Here is a 20,467-nt window from a genome sequence, read left to right as displayed (position 1 = left end):
AAGTCGCGCGCGGCGGCGCCTCGGTCGTGATGCGGACTCAGTCCACCTTCAGATCGATCTTGCGCACCACCTCACCCCACGTCTGGCTATCCTTGGTCAGCCGCTCGGCGGCGGCAGCGGGCGTGTCGCCCACGGCGGCCTGATCCGTGAGCTTGAGCGTTTCCTGCACGCCCGGATCCTTCAGCGCGGCTGCCATCGTCTGCTGCATGCGCTCAACGATGGGCATCGGCGTGCCCTGGGGTGCCAGCAGCACCAGCGAAAACGTCGCGTCATAGCCTGGATAGCCGGATTCCGCCACGGTAGGCACATCCGGCAGAAGCGGCGAACGCGCCGCGCCCGACACGGCGAGCGCCACCAGCCGTCCGGCCTGAATCTGCGGCAGCACGGTCGGCCCTGCCAGGAACCCACACTCGATGTGGCCACCCATCACGTCCTGCATGGCAGGCGCCGGGCCCTTGTACGGCACGTGGGCCATGCGGATGCCGGCGGTGGACAGGAGCAACTCCGTGGCCAGGTGCCCCGGTGAGCCCGCACCGCCCGAGGCATAGCTGAGCGGCCGGGCCTTGGCGGCGGTGACGAGGTCCGACAAGGTCTTGAAACCCAACGAGGGATTGCACACCAGCGTCTGGCTGAACGTGGACGCCCGGGTCACGGGCATCAGCGCAGACGCATCGAACGCCTGCTTGCCATAGACGTGCGGGTTGATCGTGACGACGGTGTCCGTGGACCAGAGCCACGTGTAGCCGTCCGGGGCCGAGCGGGCCACGTCGGCCGCCCCCACGTTGCCTGCCGCGCCCGGCTTGTTCTCGAGGATCAGGGGCTGCTTGAGTACGGGCTGCATCTTTTCGAGCGTGGCGCGCAGCACGATGTCGCTCGGCCCGCCCGGGGTGAACGGCACGACGAAGCGCACCGGTTTGTCTGGCCACGTGTCGGCAGCCGCGGCAGGCGCAGCCATGCCGAAAGCTGCAGACAGACCCAGGCTCAAGGTAATCAGGACGACGCGACGCTTCATGGGATCTCCAGCAAGAGGCAGACGGGCCAATCGCGCCGTCCAGGACATGCGGTACTGATACATGCGGTACTGATAGCACGGGCAGCACGAACTCAGGCAGCCGGGACATTCCCTAGCCGGCGCAGCCAGGCGGGCAGCAGCGGCCGCGCCAGCCGCTCGCGCCACCACTTGGCCGCCTGACCGCCCGGCGTCGGCTTGTAGGCCAGCCAGAAAGGCTCGGGGCTGCGCGGCTGCTCAGTCTCGCACTCGACGAGACGCCCGGCTGCGATATCCGCCTGCACGCAGTCGCGCGGCACGAAGCCATGCCCGAGACCGGCCACCTGACAGGCGATCTTGGTGGCCATGTCGGGCACGGTCAGCCGCGGCTGGCCGGCGAGCACGCCGATCGTGCGTTCGGCCATCGCCTGCGCGCGATCGCCCACCACCACCGCCGTATGCGCCAGCAGATCCGCGCGGGTGAGCGGATGGCCAGCATGAGCGAGCGGGTGGGTCGGCGCCACGCAGAAGACGAACGCCACCGCGCCCACCGGCACCGTCTTGTAGCCCCCGCCGGCCGGGCCATCGCCCGCGGCGATGATGAGATCGGCGCGGTCCTCGCGCAACGCCTCCCAGGTGCTGGAGAGCGTCTCGCTCACCAGCCGCAGGCGGGTACCGCACTGCAGGGCCTCGAAATCCCGGATGTCGTCGATGAAGGCGCTGGTGGGCAGCAGGGAATCGTGCGCGATGCGCAGCTCGGCCTCGTAGCCCGTCGCGATCTGGCGCATGCGCGATTCCAGGTCGCCGGCGGCCGCCAGCAGCCAGCGCCCTTCGCGCAGCAATTCGTCGCCTGCCGGCGTGAGCTGGATGCGCGGTCCGTTGCGCGCAAAGAGCGGCAAGCCCAGTTGCTCCTCGATCTTTGCCACGGCATACGAGATCGTCGATGGCACCCGGTGCAAGCGCTCCGCGGCCGCCGCAAAGGACCCATAGCGGTCGATGGCATCGACGATCTCGATGGCCTCCAGAGAGAGCTTGCGCATCCGTCACCTCATATTCGATTTTTTCGATCATAGATCGAGAAACTATTCGCTGTGAAGCCGGTTACGGCCGCGCATAATGCTTTCCATGACGACGCGATTGCAAGCCCCTCCTGGGAAGCATCGCAAACCGCTTCCTCGGAAGCCACTTTGAATTTCATCGACAGAGGACACCATCATGATCGACGTTCGCCAAGCCAATGCCCGCGGTGTCGCCAACCTCGGCTGGCTCCAATCGCGCCACACCTTCTCCTTCGGTCACTACCATGACCCGGCCCAGCAAGGCTTCTCGGACCTGCTCGTGATCAACGACGACCGTGTCGCGCCCGCCCAGGGCTTCGGCGCCCACCCGCACCGCGACATGGAGATCTTCTCCTACGTGCTGGAAGGCGCGCTGGAGCACAAGGATTCGATGGGCACCGGATCGGTGATCCGCCCGGGCGACGTGCAGATGATGAGCGCCGGCACGGGCGTGCGGCACAGCGAGTTCAACCATTCGCCCGACGAAGGCGTGCACTTTCTGCAGATCTGGATCGTGCCCGGCCGCCGTGGCGTGGAGCCACGCTATCAGCAGGTGCACTTCTCGCCTGCCGACAAGCGCGGTCAGCTGCGCCTGATCATCTCGCCGGAGGGCGCACAGGGCTCGCTCGCCGTGCACCAGGATGCGCAGGTGTACGCTGGCCTCTTCGACGGTGACGAGACCGCCACCCTCACCCTGCCGCAGGGCCGCTACGCCTACATCCACGTGGCTCGCGGCAGCATCGAGGTGAACGGCCAGCGGCTGGGTGAAGGCGATGGCGCCCGGGTGCGCGACGAGCGCGAACTCACCTTCAGCGGCGGGGAGGACGCCGAAGTGCTGGTCTTCGACCTGCGCCCGAACGAACTGCCGCAGATGCCGTAAAAGACCTCAGCCCCCAACGTCATCGCAGGCCGCTACCCCGGCGCTGACGCTGGGGGGCCGACGCACCCAGCGACTGAAGGCGAGACACTGCGGGGGAGCGACTGCGTCGGGCCCCCAGTGGCAGCGACGCATGTGCAGAAGCTCTTGCGCCCTCAGCCAGCGATGACCCCCGCCTTCACCAGCGCATCCGACATCCCCATGAACTGCGCCACGGATACTTCCTCGGCCCGCGCCGTGGGCGCCACGCCGAGGTCATCCCACGGCACGTGCGCCGTCCAATCGCCCAAGGCGCGGCGCAACATCTTGCGCCGCTGGGCGAAGGCCCGCGTCACCACCTGGGCGAAGGCAGATTCCGACTGCGGACGCGGTCGGTCCTCCGGCAGCGGTCGCATGCGCACCACCGCCGAGACCACCTTGGGCGGCGGATCGAAGGCATCGGCCGGTACGTCGAAGAGCTTGCTCATGGCATAGCGGGCCTGCAGCATCACGGCGAGCCGCCCGTAATCGGCTTCGCCCGGTGCGGCCACCATGCGATCGATCACCTCGCGCTGCAGCATGAAATGCTGATCCTTCACGCGCTCCGCAAAGGTGAGCAGGTGAAAGAGAATGGGCGTGGAGATGTTGTAGGGCAGGTTGCCCACGATGCGCAGATTCTCGCCAAAGGCGCCGAAATCCACCGTCAGCGCGTCGGCCTCCGTGATCTCCAGGCGCTCCGGCGGATACTGCTTGCGCAGCCGCGCAGCGAGATCGCGATCGATCTCCACCACGCGCAGGCGATCCAGGCGGGCGATGAGCGGCGCCGTGATGGCCGAGAGCCCCGGCCCGATCTCGATGACAGTGTCAGTCGCAGCCGGCGCAATCGCGCGCACGATGTTCTCGATCACGCCGGGATCGACCAGAAAATGCTGGCCAAAGCGCTTGCGCGCCTGGTGTTTGCTCATGGAAACGGAAATCCTCTGTTGTCGCGCGCCATTGTAGGCGCTGCCCACTTCTTGCGCCGCACACCACGGCGACCCCGCGTGTGGAGGCACGCGCCATGCTATGGCGTCGCCGTGCCCAACAACAACACAGGAGTCCCTATGCACGCCAATCTGCGTCACCGTCCGTCCCGCCATCTGCTGGCCGCCGGCCTGGCTGCCTGCGCCATGCTCACCGCTTGCGCTGCCAACTACAGCCCGACGCCGGCCATGGTCGTCCCAGCGACCGCCACAGGCCAGCAGCTCGACGCCCTGTTCGTGCAGCGTGCCCTGCAAGGCCAGATGTTCGCCGTGGCCGCTTCGCAACTGGCCATCGAGAAGAACGTGAATCCCGCCACGCAGCAGTACGCCAGCCTCATCCTGGAGAACCTGCGCGCCAACGGTGGCGTACCGCCCCAACTGGCCCAGCAACTGAATCTGATCGCCGCCCCCTCGGCGCTGCCCGCGGAAGAACAAAAGCTTGCTGAACTGCGCCGCGCGGAAGGCCCGGATTTCGACCGTATGTTTGCGTCCTACGTCGGCGTCGCCTTGCCGACGGAGATGGTTGCCCTGTACGACCAAGCGGCGACGATGGCGGCGGACCAGGCGGTGAAGGATTTTGCCCAAAGCCGTACAGAGATCATGCGCTCGCAACTGCGAGCGGGCCAGGCGCTGTACGAGCGCATGTATTGACAAGGCTCTCCGGCACGAAACCTCGTTGAGCCAGGGTGTCGCGGGGCGTGGCGATATCGGCCATACTCCGCACACGCGGCCGGCAGACGCCGGCGCGCTCACCCTGGAGACTCGCATGCGTGCCCTCTTTGCCGCCGCTTTCCTGATGACGTCCGTTGCCGCGCAGGCGCAATCGCCCAGCCCGGTCGGCGTCTGGCAGTCCATCGACGATGAGACGGGCCGCCCCACGGCGCTCATCCGCATCGCCGAGAGCGGCGGCACGCTGTCCGGGCGCATCGAGCAGCTATTTCGCAAGCCGGACGAAGACCAGAACCCGCTTTGCAACGCCTGCACGGACGCGCGCAAAGGGCAGCCCATCCGGGGCATGACGATCGTGCAAGGGCTGCGACCGGCAGCGGACGGTGACGGCTGGGAAGGCGGCGAGATCCTGGATCCGGCCAACGGCAAGACCTACAAGAGCACGCTGCGCCTGACCGACGGCGGTAACAAGGTCGTGGTGCGTGGCTATATCGGCGCGCCGATGTTCGGGCGCTCGCAGACCTGGGTGCGTCAGTAGCGTTCACAGTCGGGCACGGCCTTCGCTACCCTGCGTCACGACTCTCGATTTTGTGGAAGATGACGCATGATGCCGAACACCGTACCCGCCCTTGCCCGCCGCCGCCTGCTGGGCGCGCCTGCGCCGCGCTGGCCCTGTCCCTGGCAGGCTGCGCCACCTTCGGTGACCGGGCACCGCGCGTCACGGTGGCAGGCGTCGAGCCCGCCAGCGGCCAGGGGCTGGAAATGCGCTTCAACCTGGTGCTGCGGGTGCAGAACCCGGGCGACGCGCCTCTCACCTTCGATGGCGTGGCGCTTGATCTGGATCTGAATGGAGATCGCTTCGCCAGTGGCGTGAGCGACGTGCGCGGCAGCGTGCCGCGCTTTGGCGAGACCACGGTCACCGTCCCGGTGTCCGTGTCTGCGCTGTCCGCCGTGCGGCAGATCCTGGGGCTGGTCGACGGCCGCGGGGCCACCGGCGTGCCCTACGTGCTGCGCGGCCGTCTGGCGGGTGGCACCTTCGGCACCACCCGCTTCACCGACCGTGGCCGACTCGATCTGCCCGGGCTCGGCAGCCGCTGAGCCTGCGTCCCGCGGATGGCGGCCGGCCATCCGTTCCCCCTCCCGCAGCCAGGCCTCGTCGGCGACGAAAGTCCTGGCCAGGGCGCGCGCCGTCTGGCGAGCGCCCTCAGGCCGCCTCGTCCCACACGAGACTCTGCATGCCCACCACGCCTGCCGCCCCTGGAGAGCCGATGCTGGCCGCATCGCCCGTTTGCGCGTAAGCACCCTGGGTGCCAACCGCGGCCACCGTATAGGTGGGGTTCTCCACCGACACGCCATCCCACACCGCAGACGCCTTCTCGCCACCGCCATAGGCACGGCCGGCGTGCTGGTTGTCGCTGAACGTCACGCCGGGGCTGGCGGCCGCTGTGCCGATCACGGTGCCATCGCTCGCCAGCACGGGATCGGCGTCGTAGTTGAACGCCGCCGCCACGTAGCCCCGCGCGTCGAAGAGCACCACGGCATCCTGTTTGCCCAGGCCCGGACCGTCGACGGCAATGGTATCGACGCTGTCGTCCAGCCCCCACGCAAGCTTGAAGGCATCGAGCTTGGCGGGCGTGTTCACCAGCGCGACGACCAGTGTCGCCCCAGCTGCGAGCACCGTGCCTTCGGCAATCTCGGCACCTGAGGCGAAGCTGCCTGCCTCGTCGTTGATGCACCAGCCCGAGAGATCGATGGCGGCATCCCCGTGGTTGTAGAACTCCACGAAGTCGCCACCGGCGCCATTGGAATTGACCTCGGTGATCAGCACATCGTAGGACGGGCGCGAGGCCGTGGCGAAATTGAGCGTGCTCTCGTCGTCGATGCCCGCGAACGCGTTGCCGGTGGTGTCCGTGAAGGCACCCGCCGAGATCTGCACGGCATAGGCCGCGCCGGCCGCGAGAAAGGCCGTCGGGTTGATGGTGACCACAGCGCCCTGGATCGACACATCGGCACTCGTGACGTCGATCACCACATCGTCGCCGCCCGAGAGCGACGTGAAGACGATGGTGCCCGCGCCCTTCTGCACCGCTTCGTCGAACGTGAGCACCAGGTCGGCGAAGTGCGCCACGTCGCCTGCCTCGTCCTGCGGCGAGCTCGACACGAGCGACGGTGGCGTGGCATCCGGCGAGCGGTTCACCAACGCACGATCCAGCACGCTTTGCGCATCGCGGCCGTCCGGGGTCTGGATGGCGTTGACGTCGTCACCCGTACTCGGATCGGTGTAGCTCAGCGACACCGCATCGCCGCCCTTGGCCGGCGCAGCCAGCGTCAGCACCACCGTGGCACCCTGCACGGTGACGTTCGTGACGGCCACTGCGCTGCCGTTCACCTGCACGGCAAAGGCATCGGCCAGCGGGGCGTTGGCGCTGTCCAGCGCCTGGTTCCAGGTGAGCGTGACCGTGGCCTGATCCACCTCGGCGGCGGACAACAGCGGCGCGCCGAAGAGACTGCCGCCCACCAGCGCAAAGCCCGGCGCCTTGGTGTAATTGGCTTCCCAGTTGGCCGGATCCTGGATGCGGGCGGCGAGCAGCGCCGGATCACTGGCGTCCAGCGAGCCAACGTAGCGCGCGTTGGTCTGGTTGGCCGGATCGATGGTGAAGCGCATTGCACTGCCGGCGAGCACGAGCTCGGCCGGGATGTGGCCGGCGGGCCCGCCCAGCGTCAGGCTGGCGAGGAAGGTGCCGGGATCCAGGATCTGTCCGGCACTGCCCACGCCCAGACCAGCGATGGTCGCGCCCTGCATGGCGTAGTAGGTCTCGGATTTGCCGATGCCGCCGCTCGCGCCCACGATGGTGCCGATATCGGCCGTCGGTGTGCTGCCGGTGGCGGTCTGGATGGTGATGACGGTGCCAGCCACGAGGTTCTGGCCTGCCGTCCAGGTGAAGGCCGCTTCGTTCGTGATGCCGGAAAAGCCCGTGATCTCGCTGTAATCACGGTCCGTGAAACTGATGCGCGTGCCGCCCGTGATGTCCTTCAAGAGCACGAAAGCGATCGCATCCGGATCTTCCGCGTTGCCGCCGACGAAGAGGATGTCGCCCGCGGCCAGGTCCGTCGGCGCGGCCGAGGTCACGACGCTGAACGGCGCATCCGCACCAAAGCCCGCAAAGGCATTGCCAGTGTGATCGGTCACTGCCCCCATGGGCACCACGAGCGAGTATGTGGCATCAAAGGCCAGGGCCGCGTCCGGGCGGATCGTCAGCACGTTGAACTGCACGCTCACCGCATCGGAGGTGGCGACATCGAAGGACTGCACGAGTCCGCCCTGCGCGTCGCGCAGTTCGATCACACCGGCGCCGAGCTTCACGCCCTCGTCGAACGAGAACACGAAGGCGGTGTCGGCCGCCACGCCCTGCGTGCCCGACGCTGGCGTGGCCGATACCACGACGGGCGCCTGAGCATCCACCACCGGCTGGCCCAATGTCAGCACATTCCCCTGGAACTGCTGCTCGCCGGCGGGCAGGTCCTTGGACACGCCAGTCTTGCCGGGCCACACGGTGTCGCCGTTGTCCTGCAGCAGCTGGATGCGGGTGCCCGGCAGAATGCTTGCGGGCGAGACCAGCGTCTCGAAGCTGCCTCCGGTGGCCGCCAACAGGGCGTCCAGGTCGTTATCGAGTTCGACGGGCGCCGAGCTCGCCAGGCCGTCCCAGGTGAAGAGGCGGAAATTGTGCGTGACGTCGTCGCTGGCAGGGCCCGCGGGCCCTGCGATGATGAGGTAGCCGCTGCCATCGGTGGCTTCCTCGATCGAACGGATGCCACGGCCGCCGAGATTCAGTTCCATCGGCTCGCCGAAGGTCGCCGTCTGCGCGGTGCCGTCCAGCAGGGCCGCCACGTTGGTGACGGGCACGAGCAGCGCGTGCTCGCGCGCCGAGGTGTCGGTCTGCGGTGCGCGAAAGCCGAGCCACAGGGCGCTGCCGTCGGGCGAGGCCGCCATGCCTTCGATGGAGAAGCCGGACACCTGCTCCGGACTCACGCCGTCCGCGGAAGAAGCGGCCAGGCCGAAGTAACCGGCGCCCAGGCCATGGCCATTGTTCGCGTCCCAGCTGGCAAGGTCGCCTTCCAGGCCCTTGTAGCCGCCTTGATAGGCGAAGACCGTGTCGGCGCCGGTGCCACTCACGTTGACGGCAAAGAGCACCTCGCGGCTGTCCGCCTCGCCGCCATTCTTGGAGTTGCCGTGCGAACCGATGAAGTACAGCGTGTCGCCGATGCGCGTGCTGGCCTCCAGGTCCAGCTCACCGTTCACGCCGATGAAGGGGCCGTAGTCCCACTCGAGCACTGCCGCGCCGCCTTCGCGCGAGTAGACGCGAAGCACGTTGGCCTCGTCGTCGCCCACGATCATGTAGTCATCGTCCAACGCGATCGCGGTGGAGGCGTCCGACGAACCTTGGGACGTGCCCGGATTCGGCGTGAAGATCACCTCGGTAGGCTCGGGCTCGGGCTCGGGCTCGGGTTCCGGTTGCGGGCCAGGGCCCGGCTCCGGCTCAGGTTGCGGCTCCGGTTCGGGCTCCGGCGTCGGCGTGAGCACGGCATCCACGAGTTCGGCCACGTGTTCGGCGAGCGAAGTGCCCGGCGCGGCGGACAACGCGGCCTCGAGCTCCGCGGGGTGGGCAGACGGCCCGCAACGCCCAGGTAGACCAGCGTGGCCGCGACGTGTGCACTCGCGTGCTCCACACTCTCCACCGATTGCACGATGGCGCCGAAGATCTGCTCGCGCGGAACGCCATCGGCCAGCAGCCCCAGGTAGTAGGCAAGGCCCCCGGCTTCGGGCGCACGCCCCAGCGCGGCCTGGTACAAGCCCGTCACGAAGGCGAGATCCGACACATCGTCCGACTGCGCCTGACCTTCCGCCGACTGCGCGAACGACGCGCCAATGTCGGCGAGCGACATGCCCGCGCGATGTGTGGCCAGCCAGTAGGCAAGGCCGTCGGCATCGGGCTGGCGGCCCAGACCGGACACATACAGACGGACCAGCGCCGCACTGGTGGACTGGACTTCCTCGGTGAAGAGGAACGCCGTCACGACTTGCGCGAGTGTCTGGTGGCCATCGGCCACCCGGCTCACCCAGTACGCCTGGCCGACGGGATCGGCAGCGCGGCCGAGGAGATGGGTGTAGAGCCCGGTAACGACATCCACGGTCGAGGTGGCCATGCTGCGATCCAGAAAAGAAGGGAAAGGCGCGAGCATGGGGGTCACCCATTGCAAGAATATGTCAATCCCTCACACGAGCGGGTCGCAAAATGGCACAAAAACTCACAACTCTGCCTATACTGCGGTCACCGAGCTTTCTGGCTCCCAACCAAGAGACGTCTGCCATGTCCTATCCGCTGCTTGCCTCCATCGACTGGGGAACCCGCCTCGAAGGCAATGTCATCAGCTACGCATTCCTCAAGGAAGGCGCCACGCTCGATCTCGTCGCTGAAGAGGACGGACCGGTCGAGACCAAGACGCTGGTCGGCTGGAATGACTACGAGCAGCAGCAGGCGCGCCTTGCCCTCTCGCTCTTTTCTGCCATCACGCCACTCACCTTCGTGGAGGTGGACGATCCGGCGCAGGCCACCGTGCGGTTCGCCCTGTTCGATTTCGGCAGCACGACGCTGGGTTGGGCCAACCCGCCCGGCGAGAACACGTACGGACAGACGGGCGCGATCGCGTCGTTCAACGTCGCGAGCCCTGAGTGGTCGCGTGAAGCCGGCGGCGCGCTGGACCAGGGCGGCTACGGCTTCATCACGCTCACTCACGAGTTCGGCCACATGTTCGGGCTGGCCCATCCCCATGACGATGGCGGTGGCTCCCCAGTGATGCCCGGCGTGATCCACTCGCCGTATCACGGCCTGGGCGGCACCACGGGTGACTTCGAGCTGAACCAGGGCGTCTACACCATGATGTCCTACAACGATGGCTGGGTGACCGGCCCCATGCGCGTCTCGCCCTCGGACAACTTCGGTTGGGCCACCGGACCGATGGCCCTGGACATTGCCATTCTTCAGCAGAAGTACGGTGCGATCGAAGCCGGCGCGCCGGGCACGGTGTATCAGCTAGCCGACATGGACGGCCCCGGCGTGGGCTATACCGCCATCTGGAACAGCTTCGGCGATAACGTGATTCGCTACGACGGCGCGCGCGATGCCGTGATCAATCTGAATCCGGCCACGCTCGAGCTCGAATGGGGTGGCGGCGGCTTTCTGTCGTTCGTGAGGGGCGTGCATGGCGGTTTCACCATCGCCCACGGCGTGGAAGTGACCACGGCCGTGAGCGGCGCCGGCAATGACACCCTCTTCGGCAACACGCTGGACAACTGGTTCGACGCTGGCGCGGGCAGGAACACCATCCACGGCAACGACGGCTTCAACACCGTGATCTATAGCGGCTCGCGCGGCGACTACAGCATCGACTTCGGCGAGAACGTCTGGGCCGTGGAGGCGGAAGACGAAAGCCGCATGGACATTCTCTACAACGTGCGGGGCGTGCAATTCGACGATGCCACCTTCGTGATCGAGGCGGTTGCCGACGTCTCCCTCCTGATCGGCACGCTGTATCACGCCCTGCTGGACCGCGACCCCGATGCCCAGGGCTTTCACCACTGGACGGTCAACGCCTTCGGCGACGACACGGTGGAATCCATCGCCCAGAACATGACGCTGTCAGACGAATTCCTCAATGGCCGCGGGCTGCTCGAGGACACCGTCTTCGTGCAGACGCTCTACGCCGATCTGCTGGACCGTGAGGGCGACGCAGGCGGGCTGCAGTACTGGACCGAGGCCCTTGGCACGGGCGATATGACCCGTGGCGAGGTGGCGCTGTCCTTCGGCATGTCGGACGAGTTCGATGTGTCGCTCATGGGGGATCTGCTCACCGCCATCGGCGAGTTGGGCGATCTCTGGGCTTGAACGCAGGACAGTAAGCCCGCACCGCATGCCTCACGCGGGCTTGCCCGCCGGGGCCGCCAGCATCGGCGGCCACCTGGCGGGATCCTGGAAGTGCGCAGACAGGACGTCCAGCAGCGTGCGCAGCGCCGGCGACATGTGCCGGCGCGAAGCATAGATCGCATGGATGCCGAGCGCCTGCGGCCGATAGCCGGTGAGCAGGGGCACCAGCCGGCCTGACGCCACCGCTGCCGTCACGGCGTACGCAGGTTGCAACGCCACCCCGGCGCCCGCCTCGGCAGCTGCCAGCAGGACATGGCTCTCGTTGGCGCTCAGGTTGCCGGCCACCGGCACGCTGACCGGTTCATCCGCGGTGTCGTGAAAGAGCCAGAGACTGCGGCCGAAGAGTGAGTAGGTCAGGCAATTGTGCGTGGCCAGATCCTCTGGCCGTCTCGGTACACCGTGCGCCTCGAGATACGCGGGCGCCGCACAGACCACGGAATCGCACACGCCCAGACGACGCGCGATGAGATTCGGGTCCAGATCGTTGGTGATCCGGATGGCGAGATCGATGCGCTCTTCCACGAGATTGACCGGCCGCGCATCGATACGGAAGTCCACCGCCACCAGGGGATGCCTGCGCAGGAACGCGCTCACCACCGGCATCAGGACATCCTGCGCGAGGGACTGCGAACACGCGATGCGCAAGAGCCCCCGGGGCCCTTCCACATCCTCGGCCGGGGTCGGCACCTCTGCGGCCAACGCCAGCATCTGCTGGCATCGCGCCAGCGCCTGTTCGCCCGACGGCGTGAGGCTGAGCCGCCGCGTCGTGCGATGCAGCAGCCGCGCGCCGGCCCAGGTTTCCATCTCTGCCAGGTACCGCGTCACCATGGCGCGCGACATGCCCAGCCGCTCGGCTGCGGCAGACAGACTCCCGCGGCCCACGATCTCGGCGAACACCTCTGCGGCTCTCAGCCGGTCCATATGATCGATCCATGCAACGATGCTGCTCATGATAGGCGGTTTTTCCGGGGGGTCCGTGCGCCTACCATGAAGCCAATCTCGCCAAGACCGGAATTGCCATCATGGGCATCGACACCCCCACCGCCATCCTGCACTACGTTTATGACCCGCTCTGCGGCTGGTGTTATGCCGCCGCGCCGCTGTTGCGTGCCGCGCACGAGTTGCCGGGCTTGCACATTGCCCTGCACGGCGGCGGCATGATGACGGGTGCGAACCGGCGCACGATCACACCGGAATGGCGCGAGTACGTCATCCCGCACGACAAGCGCATCGCGCAGCTCACCGGCCAACCGTTCGGCTTGCATTACTTCGACCATCTGCTCAACGACCTCGGCGCGGTGATGGACTCGGCCCCGCCCACCACGGCTGTGCTGGCCACGGAGTCGCTGGATGGGCGCGGCCTGGACATGCTTCACCGGCTGCAGAAAGCGCACTATGTCGAGGGCAGACGCATTGCCGAGCGCGCGGTGATCGACAGTCTCGCCGCCGACCTCCATCTGCCCGAAGACACCTTCGGCGCCACGTTCGACGCGCTGGCTGGAGATCATACGGAGGCGCACATCGCACAGAGCCGGGCGTGGCTGCATCGACTGGGCGGCCAGGGCTTTCCCACGCTCGCGCTGGAGATCGGCGGGCGCATCACTGCACTCGACATCGGCGTCTGGCTGGGCCGTGAACAGCCCTGGGCGCAGCATCTGCAGGGTCACCTGACCCAGGGCTTGCCCGTTGCATCCCCCGCAGCGGCTACCGATGCCGCCTGTGCGCTGGGCATCGACGGCGCCAAGCCACTCGCGTGCTGAGCACGCGGACCAGCCCCTCTTCGCCGGCCCCTTTCTTCGTTCCCTTCTCAGGAGTCCATCATGAGTCACATCGCCATCCTCGGCATTTCCGGGCGCGCCGGTGCGCGCATTGCCGCCGAACTGTTGCGCCGAGGCCACCAGGTCACGGGCATCGCCCGCCACGTAGCGGAGGTGCCGGCGAAGCCCGGCCTCGCCCTGGCTGCGGCCGATGCCACCGATGCCCAGGCGATTGCACCACTTCTGCGCGGCCACGATGCCGTGATCAGCAGCACGCGCTTTGCGGGCGGGACAACGGCAGACACGCTGCTCGCCGCGGCGCGCCAGGCCGGCGTGCCCCGCGTCCTGGTGGTGGGCGGCGCGGGCAGCCTGGAGATCGCCCCAGGCCAGGCACTGGTCGATACCCCGGCATTCCCTGACGCCTACAAGGCCGAGGCGCTGGCGGGCCGGGACTTCCTGCAGGCCCTTCGTCAGGAGCGCGAGCTTGACTGGACCTTCCTCTCGCCTTCCGCCGAGTTCGCCCCCGGGGAACGCACCGGCCAATTCCGGCTCGGAGGTGACACCCTGCTCGTGGACGACCAGGGCAAGAGCCACATCTCGATGGAAGACTTCGCGATCGCCATGGCCGATGAACTGGAGAAGCCCGCACATTCGCGTCAACGGTTTACCGTCGGTTACTGAGGTCGCGCGGTGCGGGCCGTTGGCGAGCGGTACGCGACGAGCGCCAGCGGCCCCGCATTTGCGGGCTCCTGCGGAAACACCCAGAATGGCAGGATCGGGCGGGCCGACAAGGCCGCCCACTGCCGGAGGGCCCCGACCGCATGACGACGCCCGTTCTCCTCACCTTCAATCCAGGTTCCTCGACGATCAAGCTCGGGGTGTTCGACATCAGCGGCGACACACCCCGCCAGCGCGCCAGGGCGCATGTGGATCTGCGCGAACGCCCTGCCCCCCTGCACATCCCGTGTGCGCACGATGAGCACACCGTCCCGCTGTCTGCCGACGCCCATGCGCAGCCCGAGCACCTCGTCGCACAGACGCTCGCGCACCTGAAGCAGCACGTCGCGCTGGACGCCATCGCCGCCATCGGGCATCGCGTCGTGCATGGCGCGGATCGCTTCACCACGGCCGTGGCCGTCTCCGACGACGTCCTCGCGGGCATCGAAGCACTCGTTCCGCTCGCCCCCTTGCATCAGCCCCAGAATGTCCGGCTCATTCGGGCGATCCGGGCGCACGATCCCGGTCTGCTGCAGGTCGCCACCTTCGATACGGCCTTTCACGCCACGCAGCCGGCGCTCACGCGCCGACTGCCCTTGCCGCGCGCGCTCTTCGATGCTGGCGTCAAACGCTACGGCTTTCACGGTCTGTCGTACGCCTTCGTGGCCGAGCGCCTTCGCGCAGTGGCCCCTGAGCTTGCGCGCGGCCGCGTCATCGTCGCGCACCTGGGCAGCGGTGCCAGCCTGTGCGCCTTGCGCGAGGGCCGGAGTCAGGATGCCAGCATGGGCTTCTCCACTCTGGACGGCATTCCCATGGCCACGCGCAGCGGCACGCTGGATCCGGGTGTTCTCCTGCACCTGCTGACCGAGCGCGGCATGAGCGTGCCCCAGGTGCAGGAGATGCTCTATCACCAGTCAGGGCTCCTAGGCCTCTCGGGCGAGAGCGCGGACATCCGGGACTTGGTCGACAGCCCCACGGCCCAGGCGCGCGAGGCCTGCCAGAGTTTCGTGCTGCGTATCGCCCGCGAAGTGGCTGCGATGGCCACCGGCCTCGGCGGCCTGGACGCGCTGGTCTTCACTGCGGGCATCGGCGAGCACCAGCCCTGGGTGCGAGCCGCCGTGTGCGCGCATCTCGCGTGGCTTGGCGTGACGCTGGACGCGACAGCCAACGCCCGCCATGCGCTGCGCCTGGAAGCAGCCGACAGCCGCGTGGCCGTGCTCGTCGTGCCCACCGACGAAGAATCCATGATCGCCGCCCACACATTGGCCGTGGCACGCGCCCAGCCATGACAGCCAGCGCGACAGCATGGGCACGCCGATGGCTGACTGACGGCCATGCCCATCGCCTCACCTGCCAAGAGGAAGCCGCATGACCGAATCCGCTGTGACTGCATCCACGCCGCTCGACCCCGAACTTCTGCATCGCATGCACGCCTGGTGGCGCGCTGCCAACTACCTGTCCGTCGCGCAGATCTACCTGCTGGACAACCCGCTGCTTCGCGAGCCACTGGAACCCGCCCACGTCAAGCCGCGCCTGCTCGGGCATTGGGGTACCACCCCCGGTCTGAATTTCATCTACGTGCATCTGAACCGCGTGATCCGCGCGCACGACCTGAACATGCTGTACATCGCAGGCCCGGGGCATGGCGCGCCGGGCGTGGTCGCCAATACGTATCTCGAGGGCACCTACAGCGAGATCTACCCGGCCGTCTCTCAGGATGAGGAAGGCCTGCGCCGCCTGGTACGGCAGTTCTCGTTTCCCGGCGGCATCCCGAGCCACGCCGCCCCCGAGACGCCTGGGTCGATCCATGAAGGCGGCGAACTCGGCTATTCACTTGCCCATGCCTTCGGCGCCGTGCTGGACAACCCCGATCTCATTGCCGCCTGCGTCGTGGGCGATGGAGAAGCCGAGACGGGGCCGCTCGCCGCATCCTGGCACGCCAACAAGTTCCTGGATCCGGTCACGGACGGCGCCGTGCTGCCGATCCTGCACCTGAACGGCTACAAGATCGCCAACCCGACGGTGCTCGCCCGCATCCCGCCCGAGGAGCTCGACGCCTTGCTGCGCGGCTATGGCTACGAGCCGATCTACGTCGAGGGCGAAGACCCGACGCCCATGCACCGGGCGATGGCTGCGGCCATGGACACGGCGATGTCAGGCATTCGCACGATCCAGTCGGCGGCCCGCGCCCAGGGCCACACTGAGCGACCCCGCTGGCCCCTGATCGTGTTGCGCAGCCCCAAGGGCTGGACCGGGCCCAAGACCGTGGATGGCCTGAAGAACGAAGGGTTCTGGCGCTCGCACCAAGTACCGTTTGCCGACATGGCCAACGCCGAACATCTGCATTTGCTGGAACAATGGCTGCGCAGCTACGGGCCTGAGGAGCTCTTCGACGATGAAGGCCGTCTGCGTGCCGAGATCGCAGCGCTCGCGCCCGACGGCATCCGCCGCATGAGCGCCAACCCCCACGCCAACGGCGGTGCGCTACGACGTCCGCTGCGCCTGCCGGAGATCGCGCCCTATGCGCTGGACGTGCCTGCGCCAGGCAGCGTCAAAGGTCAGGCGACCCGGGCACTGGGTGAGTACCTGCGTGACGTGTTGCGGGCCAACGCCCAGAACCGCAACTTCCGCGTCTTCGGCCCCGATGAGACCGCGTCGAATCGCCTGCAAGCCGTCTTCGAGACCACGGAGCGCGCCTGGAACGCGGCCACCGTGCCGGAAGACGAACACCTCGCGCGCGACGGCCGCGTCATGGAAGTGTTGAGCGAACACCTCTGCCAAGGCTGGCTCGAAGGCTATCTGCTCACCGGCCGGCATGGTCTCTTCTCCTGCTACGAGGCCTTCATCCACATCGTCGATGCCATGTTCAACCAGCACGCGAAGTGGCTCAAGACATCGCGCGAGGTGCCGTGGCGCCAACCCATCGCCTCGCTCAACTACCTTCTCACCTCGCACGTCTGGCAACAGGATCACAACGGCTTCAGCCACCAGGACCCGGGCTTCATCGATCACGTCGTCAACAAGAAGTCCGACATCGTGCGCGTGTATCTGCCGCCGGATGCCAACACGCTGCTCGCCGTGGCAGAACATTGCCTGGGTAGCTGGGATCGCGTGAACGTGATCGTGGCAGGCAAGGCCCCTGCCCCACAATGGCTGGACCGCGCAGCCGCTGCACGGCATTGCCAGCGCGGCATCGGCATCTGGGCATGGGCGAGCAACGATGCAGGCGCCGAGCCCGACGTCGTGCTGGCCTGCGCGGGCGACGTGCCCACCCTCGAGACCCTGGCTGCCGTCATGCTGCTGCGTGAGGCACTGCCCGAGCTCAGGATTCGGGTGATCAACGTGGTGGACCTGATGACGCTGCAGCCGCCGAGTCATCACCCGCACGGTCTGCCGGACAAAGCCTTCGACGCCCTCTTCACCACCGACAAGCCTGTGATCTTCGCCTATCACGGCTACCCGTGGCTGATCCATCGGCTCGCCTACAAGCGCACGAACCACGCCAACCTGCATGTGCACGGGTACCAGGAGGAAGGCTCGACCACGACGACGTTCGACATGGTCGTGCGCAACCGCCTGGATCGCTTTCACCTCATGGCGGCCGTGCTGGACCGCCTGCCGGGCCTGGGCGCACGCGCCGCCTACCTGCAGCAGGGGCTACAGGACAAGCTCGCGCAGCACGACGAATACATCCGTGCGCACGGGGTGGATCTGCCGGAGATACGTGATTGGCAGTGGCAGGGCTGATCGACATCCCAGGGGGAATGCGTTGAAGCGTCGGTCCCCCGGCCTTTGCGCTCTCGCGCAAAGGCCGGGCTGGAAACCGGGCATCATATGACCTTCCGGCGCTCGTTGCCGCCCTCGCCTTGCCTTCATGTCACCCTCATCTGCCGGTGCCCGCCATCCCGCCATGGCACTGCACGCGCTCACGCTGATCACCTTTCTTGCAGCCTCGGCCTCCCCCACACCGTTGTACCGGCTCTACCAGGAGACCTGGGGTTTCTCTTCCCTGTGGCTCACGGCCGTGTTCGCCGTTTACGCCGCAGGGCTGCTGCTGGCGCTGCTGAGTTTCGGCGCGCTGTCCGACCGAATCGGCCGCAAGCCCGTCATCCTCGCCGCCCTGGCGTTCCAGACGCTTGCTGTCACCCTGTTCCTGCTGGCCGATGACATCGCCTGGCTGCTCGCCGCGCGCATCGTGCAGGGCTTTGCCACGGGCCTGGCCACCACGGCAGTGGGCGCGGCCCTGCTCGACCTGGATCGGGACCGCGGCGCGCTCATCAACAGCGTTGTGCCGATGATCGGCATGGGCATCGGCGCCCTGTCGAGCACGCTGCTTGCCGAGTTTGCGCCTTATCCACTGCGATTGGGCTTTGCCGTGCTTCTCGCGCTCTTCCTGGTGCAGACGGCACGCTCTGCGCGGGCTCCGGAGACATCGACCGCCCGCGATCCCGCCGCCTGGTCCTGGCGGCCTCGTGTCGGCGTGCCCGCCGCAGCGCGAGCGCCGCTCTGGCGGGTCACGCCCGTCAACATGGCCCTCTGGGCTTTGGGCGGCATGTACATGGCGCTCATGCCATCCCTGCTGCGCGACATCGCGGGGCCGCAGGCAGCCTGGCTGGGCGGCATTGCTGCAGCCCTGCTCACCTTCACGGGCGCGATCGGCGTGCTGCTGATGCGCCTGCGCAGTCCCCACCTGGCCCTGCGCGTCGGCGCGTTCAGCCTGGTCGCGGGCACCGTCACGTTCCTCACCGGGATACTGCTGCGCGATCTCGTCATTCTCATGATTGCGCCCATCATCGCGGGCGTGGGCTTCGGTGCCGCTTTCCTCGGCACGCTGCGCACCATCGTGCCCTTCGCGCAGCCCCACGAGCGCGCCGGCCTCATGGCCGCGTTCTACATCCAGAGCTATCTGACGAACGCCGTGCCGATTCTTCTTGCGGGCTACGCAGCGGGCCGCTTCGGTCTGCCACTCACGGCGGCCACGTTCGCAGGCGCGATTCTGACGCTCGCCGTCGTGGGTCTGGTCACCACGTGGCGTATTGCACGTTAGAACGTCGCCTGGGGAAGCTGACGCTTGTCGAAGACGAGGTAGGCGCGCGCGTCCTCGGGGATGGGCGGCAGCGTCGCATCCCACTGGGCCCACGCCTCGCGCAGCTCAGCCAGGCGCGCCGGCTCACGCTCGCGCAGATTGGCGCGCTCGCGCGGGTCCTTGCGCAAGTTGAAGAGGTATTCGATCCCCTCGACCTGCAGATACTTCCAATCGCCACGGATCATGGCGCGCTGATCGCGGTGCTTCATGCGCCAGTACAGATCCCGAGCCACCGTGGCCTCGGGCTGCGCCAGCCCGGGGAGCAGAGAAACGCCGTCGAGCGGATAGTCCGGGTGCGCCGCGACGCCCGCGGCCGCCATGAAGGTGGCGGTCCAGTCCATCGTCATGTGCGGCTGCTCGCTCACGACCCCTGCCGGCAATCCGCGTGGCCAGGCCGCCACGGTGGGCACGCGAATGCCGCCTTCGAGCAGATCCATCTTCTGGCCCACGAGCGGCCAGTTGTTGGAAAAGCGCTCGCCCCCGTTGTCGCTGGTGAAGACGATCAGTGTGTTCTCTGCCAGGCCCAGCCGCTCCAGGGTGTCGATCACCCGGCCGATGCCTTCGTCCATGTGATGGATCATGCGCTGGTAGGTGTCGATCGATCCGCCGTCCAGATGCTTGCCGATGCCCTGGATGCGCTGCGACTCGACGGCGTCATCCCGCGTGAGCCAGGGCCAGTGCGGCGCGCTGTAGTGCAGGCTCAGCAGGAAGGGCGACGTATCCCCCACGGATTCGATGAAGCGACATGCCTTCTCGGACAACAGATCGGTGAGATAGCCCTCCTCGACGATGGGCGTCTCGTTCTCCCACAGATCCGGGCGGCCACGCGGGTCGCAATGGGCGAAGTAGTCCGAGCCGCCGGCCTGGAACCCATAGAAGTAGTCGTACCCGGACTTGTTCGCGCCGAAGCGCGGCGCGGGCCCCAGGTGCCACTTGCCCACGAGCGCCGTGCGGTAACCCGCCTCACGCAGGAGCGACGGCATCGTCGGATGCTCGGGCGGCAAGCCGAGCACCTTGTCGTCCTGCAGGGTGGGCAAGGGCTCTTCCGCGCCACCGCGCAGGCGGTACTGCCACCGTCCGGTGATGAGCGCGAAGCGCGTGGGCGAGCACACCGCCGAGTTCGCATAGCCGCGCGTGAAGCGCACGCCCCGGCTCGCCAGCGCGTCCAGGTTGGGGGACACATCGGCGCGCCGGTTGTAGGCATCCATCGCGCCGGTACAGCCCAGGTCGGCGTAGCCGAGGTCGTCGGCCAGGATGAAGATGAGGTTGGGGCGTGGCGAGCGAACGGTCATAGGGTCTCTTGGCGATGCAGTGAGCGGATGGGTCAGTCC

Annotated in this window: 16 protein-coding genes and 1 pseudogene; 10 read left to right on the top strand and 7 right to left on the bottom strand. The window is 67.6% G+C overall.

Annotated features, from left to right (window positions below):
* Window positions 1–37: 37 nt before the first annotated feature.
* Window positions 38–1,012: a Bug family tripartite tricarboxylate transporter substrate binding protein gene (locus IMZ29_RS02795; RefSeq protein WP_216180130.1), complete on the bottom strand. Its 975-nt coding sequence runs from the start codon at window positions 1,010–1,012 to the stop codon at window positions 38–40.
* Between the two features lie 92 nt (window positions 1,013–1,104).
* The gene (locus IMZ29_RS02790; RefSeq protein ID WP_216180127.1) at window positions 1,105–2,028 is read right to left on the bottom strand and encodes a LysR family transcriptional regulator; all 924 of its coding nucleotides are present in this window, start codon (window positions 2,026–2,028) and stop codon (window positions 1,105–1,107) included.
* A 175-nt stretch (window positions 2,029–2,203) separates the two neighbouring features.
* On the opposite strand from IMZ29_RS02790, the gene IMZ29_RS02785 reads away from it, so the two are divergent.
* Window positions 2,204–2,926 carry a pirin family protein gene (locus IMZ29_RS02785; RefSeq protein ID WP_216180124.1) on the top strand — a complete coding sequence of 241 codons (723 nt, stop codon included), beginning with the start codon at window positions 2,204–2,206 and terminating at the stop codon, window positions 2,924–2,926.
* Window positions 2,927–3,078: 152 nt separating this feature from the next.
* Here IMZ29_RS02785 and rsmA read toward each other — a convergent pair whose 3' ends face one another.
* Window positions 3,079–3,867 (bottom strand): 16S rRNA (adenine(1518)-N(6)/adenine(1519)-N(6))-dimethyltransferase RsmA, encoded by a 789-nt coding sequence (rsmA, locus tag IMZ29_RS02780; protein WP_216180121.1) that lies wholly within the window; start codon window positions 3,865–3,867, stop codon window positions 3,079–3,081.
* Between the two features lie 138 nt (window positions 3,868–4,005).
* On the opposite strand from rsmA, the gene IMZ29_RS02775 reads away from it, so the two are divergent.
* From IMZ29_RS02775 to IMZ29_RS02765, 3 genes are all read left to right on the top strand, one after another.
* A complete protein-coding gene (locus IMZ29_RS02775) occupies window positions 4,006–4,575 on the top strand; it encodes a DUF4142 domain-containing protein (protein ID WP_216180118.1) in 570 nt (189 codons plus the stop codon).
* 115 nt (window positions 4,576–4,690) lie between these two features.
* On the top strand, window positions 4,691–5,131 hold the full coding sequence (locus IMZ29_RS02770) for a DUF2147 domain-containing protein (protein ID WP_216180115.1): 441 nt from the start codon (window positions 4,691–4,693) through the stop codon (window positions 5,129–5,131).
* 59 nt (window positions 5,132–5,190) lie between these two features.
* Complete coding sequence (locus IMZ29_RS02765; protein ID WP_216180112.1) at window positions 5,191–5,691, top strand: LEA/WHy family protein; 501 nt, start codon at window positions 5,191–5,193, stop codon at window positions 5,689–5,691.
* 106 nt (window positions 5,692–5,797) lie between these two features.
* Here IMZ29_RS02765 and IMZ29_RS22550 read toward each other — a convergent pair whose 3' ends face one another.
* Together IMZ29_RS22550 and IMZ29_RS23035 are read right to left on the bottom strand one after the other, a co-directional pair.
* On the bottom strand, window positions 5,798–9,232 hold the full coding sequence (locus IMZ29_RS22550; protein ID WP_256445143.1) for an Ig-like domain-containing protein: 3,435 nt from the start codon (window positions 9,230–9,232) through the stop codon (window positions 5,798–5,800).
* 92 nt (window positions 9,233–9,324) lie between these two features.
* Window positions 9,325–9,834, bottom strand: a pseudogene (locus tag IMZ29_RS23035) (DUF4214 domain-containing protein); the annotation flags it as partial.
* Window positions 9,835–9,962: 128 nt separating this feature from the next.
* Here IMZ29_RS23035 and IMZ29_RS02745 point away from each other — a divergent pair.
* Window positions 9,963–11,537, top strand: coding sequence for a DUF4214 domain-containing protein (locus IMZ29_RS02745; protein WP_216180107.1), 1,575 nt, complete (start codon window positions 9,963–9,965; stop codon window positions 11,535–11,537).
* A gap of 30 nt (window positions 11,538–11,567) precedes the next feature.
* Here IMZ29_RS02745 and IMZ29_RS02740 read toward each other — a convergent pair whose 3' ends face one another.
* On the bottom strand, window positions 11,568–12,497 hold the full coding sequence (locus IMZ29_RS02740; protein ID WP_216180105.1) for a LysR family transcriptional regulator: 930 nt from the start codon (window positions 12,495–12,497) through the stop codon (window positions 11,568–11,570).
* 101 nt (window positions 12,498–12,598) lie between these two features.
* On the opposite strand from IMZ29_RS02740, the gene IMZ29_RS02735 reads away from it, so the two are divergent.
* The 5 genes from IMZ29_RS02735 (at window position 12,599) to IMZ29_RS02715 (ending at window position 19,097) form a co-directional block, all read left to right on the top strand.
* Window positions 12,599–13,336, top strand: coding sequence for a DsbA family protein (locus IMZ29_RS02735; protein WP_216180103.1), 738 nt, complete (start codon window positions 12,599–12,601; stop codon window positions 13,334–13,336).
* Between the two features lie 60 nt (window positions 13,337–13,396).
* Complete coding sequence (locus IMZ29_RS02730; RefSeq protein WP_216180101.1) at window positions 13,397–14,014, top strand: NAD(P)-dependent oxidoreductase; 618 nt, start codon at window positions 13,397–13,399, stop codon at window positions 14,012–14,014.
* Between the two features lie 140 nt (window positions 14,015–14,154).
* A complete protein-coding gene (locus IMZ29_RS02725; RefSeq protein WP_216180098.1) occupies window positions 14,155–15,339 on the top strand; it encodes an acetate/propionate family kinase in 1,185 nt (394 codons plus the stop codon).
* A gap of 79 nt (window positions 15,340–15,418) precedes the next feature.
* Complete coding sequence (locus IMZ29_RS02720) at window positions 15,419–17,797, top strand: phosphoketolase family protein (protein WP_216180094.1); 2,379 nt, start codon at window positions 15,419–15,421, stop codon at window positions 17,795–17,797.
* A gap of 127 nt (window positions 17,798–17,924) precedes the next feature.
* Window positions 17,925–19,097 (top strand): MFS transporter, encoded by a 1,173-nt coding sequence (locus IMZ29_RS02715; RefSeq protein WP_216180091.1) that lies wholly within the window; start codon window positions 17,925–17,927, stop codon window positions 19,095–19,097.
* Here the strand turns inward: IMZ29_RS02715 and IMZ29_RS02710 are convergent.
* Window positions 19,094–20,428: a sulfatase family protein gene (locus IMZ29_RS02710; protein ID WP_216180088.1), complete on the bottom strand. Its 1,335-nt coding sequence runs from the start codon at window positions 20,426–20,428 to the stop codon at window positions 19,094–19,096. The genes IMZ29_RS02715 and IMZ29_RS02710 overlap by 4 nt on opposite strands.
* Between the last annotated feature and the right edge of the window lie 39 nt (window positions 20,429–20,467).

Source organism: Verticiella alkaliphila (genome assembly GCF_018904615.1).
GTDB lineage: Bacteria > Pseudomonadota > Gammaproteobacteria > Burkholderiales > Burkholderiaceae_B > Verticiella > Verticiella alkaliphila.
The sequence above is the reverse complement of the archived record's forward strand: the minus strand, read 5'-3'. Positions and strand labels throughout refer to the sequence as shown.

Coding starts and splice junctions, on each gene's coding strand:
- rsmA (WP_216180121.1), bottom strand. CDS start 3,867: ATGAGCAAACACCAGGCGCGCAAGCGCTTTGGCCAGCATTTTCTGGTC.
- IMZ29_RS02740 (WP_216180105.1), bottom strand. CDS start 12,497: ATGGACCGGCTGAGAGCCGCAGAGGTGTTCGCCGAGATCGTGGGCCGC.
- IMZ29_RS02745 (WP_216180107.1), top strand. CDS start 9,963: ATGTCCTATCCGCTGCTTGCCTCCATCGACTGGGGAACCCGCCTCGAA.
- IMZ29_RS02735 (WP_216180103.1), top strand. CDS start 12,599: ATGGGCATCGACACCCCCACCGCCATCCTGCACTACGTTTATGACCCG.
- IMZ29_RS02710 (WP_216180088.1), bottom strand. CDS start 20,428: ATGACCGTTCGCTCGCCACGCCCCAACCTCATCTTCATCCTGGCCGAC.
- IMZ29_RS02770 (WP_216180115.1), top strand. CDS start 4,691: ATGCGTGCCCTCTTTGCCGCCGCTTTCCTGATGACGTCCGTTGCCGCG.
- IMZ29_RS02725 (WP_216180098.1), top strand. CDS start 14,155: ATGACGACGCCCGTTCTCCTCACCTTCAATCCAGGTTCCTCGACGATC.
- IMZ29_RS02720 (WP_216180094.1), top strand. CDS start 15,419: ATGACCGAATCCGCTGTGACTGCATCCACGCCGCTCGACCCCGAACTT.
- IMZ29_RS02730 (WP_216180101.1), top strand. CDS start 13,397: ATGAGTCACATCGCCATCCTCGGCATTTCCGGGCGCGCCGGTGCGCGC.
- IMZ29_RS02715 (WP_216180091.1), top strand. CDS start 17,925: ATGTCACCCTCATCTGCCGGTGCCCGCCATCCCGCCATGGCACTGCAC.
- IMZ29_RS02775 (WP_216180118.1), top strand. CDS start 4,006: ATGCACGCCAATCTGCGTCACCGTCCGTCCCGCCATCTGCTGGCCGCC.
- IMZ29_RS02765 (WP_216180112.1), top strand. CDS start 5,191: ATGACGCATGATGCCGAACACCGTACCCGCCCTTGCCCGCCGCCGCCT.
- IMZ29_RS02795 (WP_216180130.1), bottom strand. CDS start 1,012: ATGAAGCGTCGCGTCGTCCTGATTACCTTGAGCCTGGGTCTGTCTGCA.
- IMZ29_RS02785 (WP_216180124.1), top strand. CDS start 2,204: ATGATCGACGTTCGCCAAGCCAATGCCCGCGGTGTCGCCAACCTCGGC.
- IMZ29_RS02790 (WP_216180127.1), bottom strand. CDS start 2,028: ATGCGCAAGCTCTCTCTGGAGGCCATCGAGATCGTCGATGCCATCGAC.